This window comes from Erwinia sp. (assembly GCF_049696395.1).
Lineage (GTDB): Bacteria > Pseudomonadota > Gammaproteobacteria > Enterobacterales > Enterobacteriaceae > Erwinia.
On the sequence record NZ_JBAVTT010000048.1, the window covers coordinates 32,653 to 45,155 of the forward strand.

Annotated in this window: 8 protein-coding genes; 5 read left to right on the forward strand and 3 right to left on the reverse strand. The window is 51.9% G+C overall.

Annotated elements, in window-relative coordinates; genetic code table 11:
* Window positions 1–9 precede the first annotated feature (9 nt).
* Both WCC56_RS06725 and nudF read right to left on the reverse strand, forming a co-directional pair.
* A complete protein-coding gene (locus WCC56_RS06725) occupies window positions 10–435 on the reverse strand; it encodes a DUF1249 family protein (protein ID WP_013203872.1) in 426 nt (141 codons plus the stop codon).
* Window positions 432–1,067: an ADP-ribose diphosphatase gene (gene nudF, locus WCC56_RS06730; protein ID WP_424691641.1), complete on the reverse strand. Its 636-nt coding sequence runs from the start codon at window positions 1,065–1,067 to the stop codon at window positions 432–434. Before nudF ends, WCC56_RS06725 begins: the two co-directional genes overlap by 4 nt.
* Before the next feature lie 212 nt (window positions 1,068–1,279).
* On the opposite strand from nudF, the gene tolC reads away from it, so the two are divergent.
* From tolC to WCC56_RS06755, 5 genes are all read left to right on the forward strand, one after another.
* Window positions 1,280–2,758 carry an outer membrane channel protein TolC gene (tolC, locus tag WCC56_RS06735; RefSeq protein ID WP_424691642.1) on the forward strand — a complete coding sequence of 493 codons (1,479 nt, stop codon included), beginning with the start codon at window positions 1,280–1,282 and terminating at the stop codon, window positions 2,756–2,758.
* Between the two features lie 145 nt (window positions 2,759–2,903).
* Window positions 2,904–3,572: a DUF1190 family protein gene (locus WCC56_RS06740; RefSeq protein ID WP_424691643.1), complete on the forward strand. Its 669-nt coding sequence runs from the start codon at window positions 2,904–2,906 to the stop codon at window positions 3,570–3,572.
* Window positions 3,573–3,576: 4 nt separating this feature from the next.
* Window positions 3,577–4,737, forward strand: coding sequence for a glutathionylspermidine synthase family protein (locus WCC56_RS06745; protein WP_424691644.1), 1,161 nt, complete (start codon window positions 3,577–3,579; stop codon window positions 4,735–4,737).
* Between the two features lie 520 nt (window positions 4,738–5,257).
* Complete coding sequence (locus WCC56_RS06750) at window positions 5,258–5,638, forward strand: hypothetical protein (RefSeq protein WP_424691645.1); 381 nt, start codon at window positions 5,258–5,260, stop codon at window positions 5,636–5,638.
* A gap of 553 nt (window positions 5,639–6,191) precedes the next feature.
* The gene (locus WCC56_RS06755) at window positions 6,192–11,984 is read left to right on the forward strand and encodes an Ig-like domain-containing protein (protein WP_424691646.1); all 5,793 of its coding nucleotides are present in this window, start codon (window positions 6,192–6,194) and stop codon (window positions 11,982–11,984) included.
* Window positions 11,985–12,008: 24 nt separating this feature from the next.
* On the opposite strand, the gene ygiD is transcribed toward WCC56_RS06755, so the two are convergent.
* Window positions 12,009–12,503 (reverse strand): 4,5-DOPA dioxygenase extradiol (gene ygiD, locus WCC56_RS06760; protein ID WP_424691647.1); only part of this gene is annotated, 495 nt, incomplete at its 5' end.

The window sequence follows — 12,503 nt, forward strand, 5'->3', positions numbered from 1 at the left end:
AGTTGTGTCTTAACAAACCGGTACGGCCATCGCGCCATGTGCTAAACAGTAGCGCAACCAGTCGGCAAGGAACTGGTTTATCTGATGCTTTTCATCACGCTGATGGAGCTTTTTATTAGGATAATCATAGCGCGCTTTGAAGCGATAGATCTGTTGCGTTGAACACACTTCCGCAACCATCGCATCGTGATACAGCCTGACAGACATGGCAGGCAAGCTCCAATAGCTGACGGCTGGCGCGGTTTGCTTCACTTCCACCAACGTGGTGTAACGCGTCGATTCCTGGATGGTGACAGAATAGTGGGCACCGTTCACCTGATAGGTCACTGACTCTCCCGCCTGGTCTTCTTTAGGCAGCAGGCGACGCAGTTGGGCGAAGTTGGTTTCGCACACGCGCATCATTTCAGGGAAATCAGGTACATAGCGCTTAATCATTCGGTTTTCCACTCGCTTCGTAATTTTTTATGGTGCAGTTCAAGCCATTGCAATGCGATGACAGAGGCTGCGTTATCTATCTTCCCCTCTTCCACCCATTGATAAGCCTGCTCGCGGCTGACCACATGGACAAGAATATCCTCATTCTCTTCCTCCAGACCGTGGTTTCCCTTCGCCACGCTGGCATCCACTTCTCCCACCAGGATATTCAACCGCTCGCTGGTGCCACCAGGGCTCGCCAGATAACTGAGCACCGGTTTAACACGAGCGGGAGTGATCCCGGCTTCTTCTTCCGCTTCACGCCGGACGACATCTTCTGGCGTTTCACCCGGTTCAACGATCCCGGCGACTAATTCTAACAGCCAGGGCGTCTCACTGCTGTCAAACGCGGGAATTCGGATTTGTTCGATCAGCACCACTTCGTCACGGACGGGGTCATAGGGTAGCAGCACTGCGGCATGTCCGCGCTCAAAGACTTCTCTTTTTACTTCACCACTCATCCCTCCCTTAAACAAGCGGTGGCGAAAACGGTAGCTGGTGAGTGAAAAAAAACCGCTATAAAGTGTCTCTCGTGCAATAATTTCTACATCGTTTTTTGTGAAAGTCACTGGGTATTTTTTGCTGTTTTCCATCGGGGCAGCTCCATTCCGAATGAGTGCGAAGACGAGAAAAGCAACCCGAATCCGCTGATAGTGTGGTTCTTAATGAATTATTTAAGTAAATTAGGGCAACATGGCACGTTCAGCCAACTTAACTGCTCCGTCTACTCTGCTAGAATCGGCGATTATTTTTTGGCTTACGTCAGCGCTACCATAGCAATTTTGCTGCACTACAAGGAATGCAAATGAAGAAACTGCTCCCGTTACTCATCGGCCTGAGCCTGGGCTGCTTCAGCGTCGCCAGTCAGGCAGAAAACCTGTTGCAGATTTACCAGCAGGCTCGTTTGTCTAACCCCGATCTTCGCAGTTCTGCAGCAGATCGTGATGCGGCCTTTGAGAAAATCAACGAAGCCCGTAGCCCGTTACTGCCACAGTTAGGCTTGGGTGCTGATTATACCTATAACAACGGTTATCGCGACAGCAGTGGTCTCAACTCCAACACCACCAGCGGTACGCTGCAACTGACTCAGACCCTTTTTGATATGTCAAAATGGCGCGCACTGACTCTGCAGGAAAAACAAGCGGGTATTCAGGACGTGACTTATCAGACGGCGCAACAAACGCTGATCCTGAACACCGCCACCGCTTATTTTAACGTGCTGAACGCGATTGATACGCTCTCCTATACCGAAGCGCAGAAACAGTCTATTTATCGTCAGTTAGATCAAACTACCCAGCGCTTTAACGTGGGTCTGGTCGCTATCACGGACGTGCAGAACGCCCGCGCACAGTATGACAGCGTGCTGGCCAACGAAGTAACCGCACGTAACGCGCTGGATAACAACGTTGAAATCCTGCGTCAGGTTACAGGCAACTACTACCCAAGCCTGGCCTCGCTGAACGTTGACCGCTTCAAAACGGAAAAACCTCAGCCCGTGAATTCTCTGCTGAAAGAAGCAGAAAGCCGTAACCTGAGCCTGTTGTCTGCTCGTTTGTCACAGGATCTGGCGCGCGAAACCATCCGTTCAGCAGAAACGGGCCATATGCCAACGCTGGACCTGACCGCGTCTACCGGCATGTCTAACAACAAATACGGTGGCAGCCGTGCCAACCAGACTTCTGCGACCGATGACAGCATCACCGGTTCTAACCAGGTTGGCCTGAGCTTCTCTCTGCCGCTTTACAGCGGTGGCTCGGTGACTTCCCAGGTTAAGCAGGCACAGTATTCTTACGTTGCTGCCAGCGAGCAGTTAGAAAGCGCGCACCGTTCTGCTATTCAGACCGTACGTTCTTCCTTTAATAACGTGAATGCGTCCATCAGCAGCATTGATGCTTATCGTCAGGCCGTAGTGTCTGCGCAGAGCTCCCTTGATGCGATGGAAGCCGGTTATCAGGTGGGTACCCGTACCATCGTTGATGTGCTGGATGCGACCTCAACCCTGTTTAACGCTAAACAGCAGCTTTCCGACGCGCGTTACAGCTACATGATCAATGAGCTGAACATCAAGTCTGCGCTGGGTACGCTGAATGAGCAGGATCTGCAGTCGCTGAATGCTCGCCTGGGCAAAGATGTTTCCACCTCTCCAGAGACGGTAGCGCCTGAAACCCCAGAGCAAAATAACTCGGCGGATAACGGCAATGCCGCACCAGCCCGAGCGCCTGCTTCACCGGTTGCGCAAAGTACCGCGCCTGCCCGTGCCAGCGGCAATCCTTTCGGTAAGTGATTAAGGGAAGGAGCAGCGCCTGCTGCTCCTTCACAATCAAACGTATAGCTAAGTAAAGATCCCCCTCCCACTTGCCCTCATCGCTTCATTTATCACCGCTCTTACCCTATTCTATGCACTACCTTTGGGCACAGGACAGAACGTGATGAAACGGACTAAACAAATCAATCATGCCTCCTTTCGCAAAAGCTGGAGCGCACGACACTTAACCCCGGTAGCCTTAGCGGTCACCGCGGTCTTTATGCTTGCCGGTTGTGAACAATCGGATGAAAGTGTTTCCCTGTATCAAAATGCCGACGACTGCTCCAGCGCCAACCCGGGCAAGAGCGAGCAATGCACCACGGCATTCAATAACGCCAAAACAGAAGCCGAAAAAACCGCCCCTAAATATGCAACGCGTGAAGACTGCGTGGCAGAGTTTGGTGAAGGTCAGTGTCAGCAGGCTCCTGCCCAAGCTGGCGTGGGCACCACCAATGCAGAATCTCAGCAGAGCGGAAGCTTCTGGATGCCGCTGATGGCGGGCTACATGATGGGCCGGATGATGGGTGGCGGGTTTGGCGGACAGCAACAACCGCTGTTCACCTCACGCGCGCCAAACAGCCCGGCAAACGGCAAGTTTGTTGATGCCAGCGGTAAAAGTTTTGGCGCAGCCACACCTGGCCGCACCATGAACGTGCCGAAAACGGCCATGGCGCCTAAACCTGCCACCACCAGCACGGTAACCCGTGGCGGCTTTGGTGACAGCGTAGCCAAACAGGCTACCGCACAACGTAGCAGCGCGACTTCCGGTTCCCGCCGTACTTCAGGGGGCTGATGCCATGAAGCGTCTTGCTATCGCTGAACGCCCGGACTGGCGTGAAAAGGCCACCGAATACGGTTTCCGTTTTCATACCATGCACGGCGAGCCTTACTGGTGTGAGGATGCTCACTACCAGTTCACGCTCCAGCAAATTGAAAAGCTGGAGGACGTAACCAGCGAACTGCATCAGATGTGCTTACAGGTGGTGGAAAAAGTGGTGAACAGCGAAGCGCTGCTGACCAAATTCCGCATTCCTAAGCACACCTGGGACTTCGTGCGCGCCTCATGGAAAACCAGCCAGCCTTCGCTTTATTCGCGGCTGGATCTGGCCTGGGATGGTCACTCTGACATTAAGCTGCTGGAGAACAACGCTGATACACCCACCTCGTTGTATGAGGCGGCGTTCTTTCAGTGGATCTGGCTGGAGGACCAACAGGCGGCGGGTAATTTGCCCACTGGCAGCGATCAGTTCAATAGCCTGCAGGAGAAGCTGATCGAGCGCTTTGCGGCCCTTCACCAGCAACATGGCTTCAGCTGGCTGCATTTTGCCTGCTGCCGCGATACTGATGAAGATCGCGGAACCGTTCAGTATTTACAGGATTGTGCCACTGAAGCCGGCTTACCAAGCGAATTCCTGTTCATGGATGAAATCGGCCTGGGTGAAAGAGGCCAGTTCACCGATGTGCATGACCAGGTGATTGGCAATCTCTTCAAGCTGTATCCGTGGGAATTCATGCTGCGCGAGGTGTTCTCCACCAAGCTGGAAGATGCTGGCGTGCGCTGGCTGGAACCGGCCTGGAAAAGCATTATTTCCAACAAGGCGTTGCTGCCGCTGCTGTGGCAGATGTTCCCTGACCACCCTAATCTGTTGCCGGCCTATTTTGCAGAAGATGACGTGCCGCATATGGATAAATATGTGGTTAAGCCGTTGTTTTCCCGTGAAGGGTCGAACATCAGCATTATGGAAAATGGCAAGGAAATTGCCCGTGCAGACGGTCCGTATGGCGAAGAAGGGATGATTGTTCAGCAGTTCCATCCGCTGCCAAAATTTGGCGACAGCTATACCTTAATTGGCAGCTGGCTGATCGACGATCAACCTGCTGGCATTGGGATACGCGAAGACCGGGCGTTGATTACTCAGGATCTGTCTCGGTTCTATCCGCACACCTTTATTGAATAGCCGTTTCTATTGAGCACTCTGCCATGCAGAGTGTTTAACTGCTCACACTCTACCGCCCTCCTGTTTACCCCTTAAACCTTAAAATTGCTTAAAAAGTTCTTACCTCCCTCCTCTAATAACACTCTCTTAATTTTACCTCTACTTGCCGTCAGAATACGGATAACTAACCTGACAACTCAGTAATATTAATGAAACCCTCACCAAATAACACCCATAATAACTGCGTTTATTTATTAACGGAATAGATAACACTTCCAGTTAATAAATAAGAATTTTATTACCATCCAGTTCGTTTACAAAGATCCAAACCCTAAAACCAATCGAAAAAAACGATTTCATTAACCCTGCTCGCAACCTTATCATCATGCAAAAGTTGTTAAGGAAAACTCAATTATAGTGACTTAATTACTCACTAAACCTCTAAATTTCAGTTTAGTAAATGGCCGTTTTTATCTGAAAGTAAAATCACTACTCCTCAACACATTCACAGCCGGCTTAGTTAGCTATAAGGATATATAAAATGAAGGCTCCTCAGTTACTCTCACTTGTTCTTCTCTCAATGACGCTGTGCGCCTGTAGCTCTGCCCCCGGGCAAAAAGGAACGGTAAAAAAAACCGGTGATAGCTTAGTGAAGCAAAAGACCGATGGCAAAAAGTGTGTGGACAATTTTGACATCCTGAAGGGACTTAATTATGAGTCTTTCACTCAGTATCGACTGCAATTTGACAAAATTAATCATTCTCACGCCTATTTTAAAAGCCATGAAGGCCTGATGGAACAGGATCCGAAAGAACTGATGACGCTCACGCTGAACGATAAACTCAACATGGTCTGTGAGCGAGTAAAAAGTCAGGCCTTCCTGGAGATACAAAAAAAAATGAAAACCATCAGCCAGATCTAAAAAAACCACTCTTTGCCGCTGATACCCTACCGCATTAAAAAAACGATAATCATCTTCTACACACTTTGTTGCTAATTTCCATAACCTCACCTCCGGGGTTATGGATATTTTTCCAGGACGGGAAGATATGGATTTAAAATTTAAGAAACTCGCCTCAATTCTGATTATTCTTAATCATTTAGTTGTCTCTGTGGGCCTGCCAGTCTATTCCTCTACAGCCCGGGCGGAGTCAAGTATGATCGCCTTGAGTGATACGATGGCGGAGTTGAACAGGGACGTCAGCAATATACCAGATAGAAAGTCGGTTGAGCGCACGTCTGAAGAGCCCCGGAAGGCAAAAGAAACGGTTCATCTTACCCTTCCTGCAGTAGCGCCTTCAGCAACATCACTGCCATTTTCTTCCCCGTTCTCATCTTCCTCTAAGCTACTGACGTCCGAAAGCAGTCACATCTTCAACCAGGAGAACAAACACCCTCTCCTGTCACAGCTTCCCTCTCTTGAAGGAAGCCATAGCCGCTTATCAGAAGAAAAATCGCTGTTACTGAATGAAGATATGCAACGATCCCGTGAGGCTGATGAAAAAGATTTACGCCCGCTCGAAGGAATTAAACAGTTCTGGCAAGTGATGGGAGCGGACAGCCGCTCCCAGGCAGGATTCGGTGTCATTTCCGGTCTCGCCAACGAAATGGCCAGTAATGCGCTGCGAGACTGGATGGGCCAAAGCGGTAATACACGGCTCCAGTTCAACTCCTATGGTGAAGCCAGTGCAGATCTGCTGCTGCCGTTATGGGATGCGCCCAGTACGTTGGTCTACAACCAGCAAGGTATTCGCGTCAACAAAGAGCGCACCACGGTGAATGTCGGGTTGGGCCTGCGTCATTACGTTTCCGATCACATCATGCTTGGGGTCAATAGCTTTTATGACCGGGACATCACCGGCAATAATGCGCGTTTTAGCCTGGGGGCTGAAGCCTGGACTCACTTCTTAAAACTGAGCGCCAATAAATATCAGCGCCTCACCGACTGGCACCAGTCGCCTCTGGAGGCGATGGAAGATTACGACGAACGGCCAGCCAATGGTTATGATCTGGCTGCGGATGCGTGGTTGCCCTTCTACCCGCAATTTGGCGCCTCCGTGAAGTATGAAAAGTACTTCGGCAAAGGGATTATCCTTGATAATTCAGCCAGCCCGAGCGGCCTGCAAGATTCCCCTTCGGCGGTGACAACCACGCTGAACTACACGCCGATTCCCTTATTGACGTTCAAAGCAGGGCACAAATCAGGCAGCGGTTCCGACAGTTTTGTCGGGCTGGACATTAATTATCGCCTGGGCCTCTCCTGGAACGAACAGACGGACAGGGAAACCGTCCGGGTTATGCGTAGCCTGCCTGGTGCACGCTATGATTTTGTCGATCGTAACTACAACATCGTCATGCAGTACCGTAAACAGAACCTGATCTCCCTGTCGCTGCCCTCTTCCGTGACCGCTGAAGCAGCCTCAACCACGGTGATTACCGCCAACGTACGCGCCAAGTACGGATTGAAGAAAATTGACTGGCGCGCAGCAGAGTTACTGGCGGCTGGCGGTACGGTCATCCAGGACTCGGCCACCTCTGTGGCGGTCAGATTACCGAAATATCATCACGAGGGCGGCGTCAACAGCTATACGCTTTCGGCTATCGCTACTGATAACAACGGCAATGAGTCGCCTGAAAGTACCGTGGTAATTCACCTTGTTCCCTCCACCACCCTCGTGACGCTTGAGGTAAAACCTGCGGATAACGTCGTTGCTAACGGCGTGGATACGGTGCAACTTCAGGCCAAAGTGACGGGTAAATCAGGGGATCTGTTAAGCGATCACCGCGTTCGCTTCGTAGTCTCAGGCATTAATGACCGCTGTATCCTGAAAGGCGCTAACAGCTGTGAAGCCCTGCAAATTACCGACACTTCAGGAATGACCACTGTGCCGCTGGCCTCCACCCGTGCCGGGAAAGTCACTCTCTTCTCCCATCTGGATAACGGCAACAGCGACAGCAAAACCCTGAACTTCATTGCTGACAGCAGCACTGCCGAACTGGCTGAGCTGACTGTTGTCGTCAACAATGCCGCAGCGAATGGCAAAGCAGCCAATAAAGCCAACGTTATCGTGGCGGATTATTACGGAAACCCAATCAGCAATGCAGCAGTGACCTTCGCTGTTAAAGGAGCCGCTGCCCTTTCTACAACGACCACAGTGACAGACAGCAACGGCTCGGCCACGGTTGACCTTACCAGTAAACTGGCGGGCAACGTGACGTTAACAGCCTCTGCCAATGGCATGAGCAAGCAGGCAACGCTGACCTTTGTCGGGGATATTCGTACGGCGAAAGTTGATGTCTTAATGGCGACACCGGCCACGGATCTGAATGCGAATGGCACAGACCTCAGTGTACTGACGGCTCTGGTGAAGGATGCTAACGGTAACTTAGTCAGTGGCGCGAGCGTTAGCTTCAGTGCCACAGGCGGCGCTAAACTCAGCCAGAGTGCCGTCATTACTGACCAGGAAGGTCTGGCCAGAGTCAATCTCACCAGCACCCGATCTGGCAGCAGCACCGTCAGCGCAAACACGGCCGATGATAAGATCGGTAAGCAGGCCACCGTGACCTTTGTCGGGGATATCAGTACGGCACAGGTAGGCAGTTTTACCGCCTCACCCACTTCAGGGGTGAAAGCGAATGGCATTGATATCTCTGAACTTAAGGCGGTAGTGCAGGATGCTCGCGGCAACACCGTCAGCGGCGTAATGGTGAACTTTGCGGTTACTGGTGAAGCCACGTTAAGCCAGGCGTCAGCGCGCTCCGGCGATGACGGTACGGCAACGGTCACGCTGAGCAGCTCTTCGGCAAGCAGCAGTACCGTCACTGCCACCACCTCATTTGACTCGACTGGCAAACAGGCCTCGGTTAGCTTTGCGGCAGACGTTGCTACAGCCCTCATCGACAGCCTTGTCGCCTCGCCAGCAGTGGAGGTAAAAGCGAACGGTATAGCCACGTCTACTTTGAGCGCAACGGTGAAAGACGCCAAAGGCAACCTTGTCAGCGGGGCACAGGTGTACTTTATCAATACCGGATCGGGCAAATTAATCCAGCAGTACGCCACCAGCAAAAACGGCATCGCTATTGTGCAACTCACCAACACGGTTGCGGAGATCGTCGCTGTCAGTGCAATAACTGATTCTGACTATTACGGAAAGGATGCCACCGTCAGCTTTATTGCCGATGCGACCACAGCAAAAATCTTCAGTCTTACCGCTTCACGGGCCTCTGAAGTGAAGGCCAACGGCAACGACAATTCAGTGCTGACCGCGCTGGTTAAAGATAACCAGGGTAATGCCGTCGGCGGCGTTTCAGTGACTTTCCGCGTCAATGGTCAGGCCAGCTTGAGCGCCTTAACGGCTAAAACCGCCAGCGACGGCACAGCAACGGTCACGCTTAGCAGTCAATCTGTCGGTAGCAGCACGGTTACGGTAGTAGCTGACTTTGACACCGCAGGTAAACAGGTTTCCGTTAACTTTATAGCTGATATCGCTACCGCGAAAATCGACAGCCTGACCGCCTCTCCTCTTACCGAGGTGAACGCGAACGGCAGTGAAATGTCTGTCCTTACCGTGACGGTAAAAGATGCTAACGGCCACCTGGTCAATAATGCCAACGTGGTGTTCAGCGTGTTGACCGGCCAGGGTAAATTGAACCTGTCTTCAGCCCGTACCCGCGATGGCATTGCCAAAGTACAACTCACCAGCACCGCTGCCGCGATCAGTACTGTCAAAGCAGTGACTGATTTTGATACCAACGGCAAGCAGGTTTCCGTCAGCTTTATGGCGGATGTCACTACCGCAAAAATCGACAGCCTGACCGCTTCGCGGATCGCAAACGTCATAGCGAATGGCACTGACAACTCGGTTCTTACCGCCACGGTAAGAGATGCCCACGGCAACCTTGTCAGCGGTGCGAAGGTGTTCTTCAACGTGCAGGGCAAAGGAAAGTTAAGCCAGACGTCCGCAACCACTGTTGATGGTCTTGCCAGCACCACGCTTACCAGCCTTAGCGCTGAAAACCTTACCGTAACGGCGATTTCCAACCTTGACAGCACCGGAAAACAGGCTTCTGTGCGCTTTATAGCTCACCAGGCTACGGCAAAAATAGACAGCATCACCGCTTCGCGCACAAGCAAAGTGAAGGCAAACGGCATCGATTATTCGCTTGTTACCGTGACGATGAAAGACAGCAATGGCAACCTGGTCACCGGGGCTAAAGTTTCCTTCAGCGTTAAAGGTAACGCCCAGCTCAGTAATCTGTCTGCCATTTCAGCCCCAAACGGCATTGCTGAAGTGGAACTGAGAAGCCTGGTCGCAACCAGCAGTATGATCACCGCTATTACCGAGGCTGATAATACGGGTAAAAGCGCATCCGTCAGTTTTATCGCTGATATCGATACGGCAAAAGTAGACAGCCTTACTGCCTTCCCTGCCACAGCCCAGGCGAATGGTCACTCAGTGATCAACGTGCAAGCCGTGGTCAAGGATGCCCAGGGCAACCTTGTGAATGATGCTCAGGTAACCGTTTACGCCAGTGGCGGAGCAGATGTGACCCCCAATTTGGCGACGACCAACAGTGAGGGGATCATTAATGTGGCATTGACCCATGTCACCGCTGGCAGCATTACAGTAACGGCTAAAACGGACAGTGAGAGCACCGGTAAAAAAGCCACAGTGACCTTTGTGGCTGACAGTGAAACGGCGAGTATTGCCAGTCTGGCTTCAACAGGGTTAGGAGTCTGGGCCAATGGAAGAGAGGCTATAACTGTTTCTGCTCTGGTGGAAGATGCCAATGGCAATCCGGTCGTCAACGAGGAAGTGACCTTTCACGTCTCAGGAAGCGCGATCCTGAGCCAGTCTTCCGCCAGAACCAATGCACTAGGTCGGGTGATGATCAACGCGACCAGCACCAAGGCCGACAGCAGTACCGTAACTGCAGTTACGGCTTATGACACCACAGGAAAACAAGTCACCATCAGTTTTGTTGCTGACTACAGTACGGCAAAATTAGTCAGCATTACCGCCTCTCGTCTGGACAACGTGAAGGCGGACGGTATAGACAGTTCGATTATTTCCGCCACGATGACAGATGCTCACGGTAACTTTGTTAGTGGCTACCCGCTGAACTTCAATGTATATCGCGGAGCAAAGCTGGATCAGAACGTTGCCAGAACTGTTAATGGGGTCGCAACTGTGCGGGTCACCAGCACCTGGGCCGTAATGGGCCAAATTACTGCGTCAGCCGGCGGCAATACTGGTGCGCTTAGCATCTTTGTCAGCTTTGTTGGTAACCTGGACACGGCGAGAATAGACAGCCTTACCGCCTCGGGAACTTCAGCAGTAAAAGCTAACGGCAGCAACTATTCGGAGCTTACTGCCAGGGTAATAGATGCCAATGGCAACGGTGTCAGCGGTGAGAAAGTGCTGTTTAAGGTCATTACCGGCGCAGGAAAGTTGAGCCAGACCTCGGCGATCAGTGTGAGTGGCATTGCCAGCGTGCAACTGACCAGCCTTGTCGCGGAAACCAGCACGGTCACGGCGAGTAGCGATCTGGATAAGACTGGAAAACAGGCTTCAGTCAGATTTATCGCTGACAAGGCTACGGCAAAAATCGACAGCCTGACCGCTTCGCCAACGTCTGAAATCATAGCAAACAACGTGGATAAGTCTGCCATTAGCGTCAGGGTGAAAGATGCCAACGGTAATCCTGTCCATGGGGAGAAAGTGTCGTTCAGGGTTGAAGGTGGTTATTTGAGCAGCGCAGCCATCAGCGACGTGGATGGCCTTGTCGTGGTGAATCTGACTAGCTACAAAGCGGGCATCAACAAAGTGATAGCTTCAACCAACCTCGACAAAGTCGGCAAACAGGTTTCAGTCAGCTTTATCGGCAATCCAGTCACGGCAAAAATCGTCAACCTCACCGCCTCCCGCCAATCGGAAGTAAAAGCCAATGGCACCGACAGCTCTGTGCTTAAAGCTACCGTGACTGATACCTATGGGAACCCTGTTAAGCAGGTTAAAGTCTTCTTCAGCGTGAACGGCAAAGCCAACCTGAGCGCCCCATCCGCCATCACTGACAGCGACGGCTTTGCCAGCGTCAACCTCACCAGCCTTACCGCAGGCAGCAGCACTGTTACCGCCGTCACTGACAATGACAAAAAGGGCCAACAGACTTCCGTCCGTTTTATGGCTGATGAAACCACGGCAGAAAAAGAGGTGAAAACAAAAATAACCCCTGTATTCACCCCAGAATCAGTTACCACTAACTGATTCTGACTTCCACCAGCCGCGGGCTCAGCCGACCTGAACAGAAAGCATACTCAGTGAAGCCATCACTAAACCGTCGACCGGAATGGAGACGGTTTCACCCGGCAAACGGGCACCCAGCACGTAAAGGAGTGGCAGATAGTGCTCGGGCGTCGGGTTGGACAAGGCAGCGCCATCATGTTGCATAAAGTTCACCAACGGGTGCTGCTCTGCTTCTCCTTCCCAGCTCAGGTTATCGCGCACATATTCATTGAACGACGAGGCCCAGTCATAAGGTTCAGCCGTGCCTTCCCAACGTACCATCCGCAGGTTATGAACCACGTTGCCGCTGGCGACAATCATCACCCCCTGCTCACGCAGCGCAGCGAGTTTACGGCCCAGTTCGAAATGATAAGCAGGTGACTGAGTGCCATCGATGCTCAGCTGAACCACCGGGATATCAGCTTCAGGGTACATTTTGATCAACACGCCCCATGAACCGTGGTCAAAGCCCCACTCCTGATCCAACCGGACATCGTAAGG

What these genes read in the sequence shown, in the direction of transcription:
- WCC56_RS06740 (WP_424691643.1), top strand. Translation starts at nt 2,904, where the DNA reads ATGAAACGGACTAAACAAATCAATCATGCCTCCTTTCGCAAAAGCTGG.
- WCC56_RS06755 (WP_424691646.1), top strand. Translation starts at nt 6,192, where the DNA reads ATGCAACGATCCCGTGAGGCTGATGAAAAAGATTTACGCCCGCTCGAA.
- WCC56_RS06745 (WP_424691644.1), top strand. Translation starts at nt 3,577, where the DNA reads ATGAAGCGTCTTGCTATCGCTGAACGCCCGGACTGGCGTGAAAAGGCC.
- tolC (WP_424691642.1), top strand. Translation starts at nt 1,280, where the DNA reads ATGAAGAAACTGCTCCCGTTACTCATCGGCCTGAGCCTGGGCTGCTTC.
- nudF (WP_424691641.1), bottom strand. Translation starts at nt 1,067, where the DNA reads ATGGAAAACAGCAAAAAATACCCAGTGACTTTCACAAAAAACGATGTA.
- WCC56_RS06750 (WP_424691645.1), top strand. Translation starts at nt 5,258, where the DNA reads ATGAAGGCTCCTCAGTTACTCTCACTTGTTCTTCTCTCAATGACGCTG.
- WCC56_RS06725 (WP_013203872.1), bottom strand. Translation starts at nt 435, where the DNA reads ATGATTAAGCGCTATGTACCTGATTTCCCTGAAATGATGCGCGTGTGC.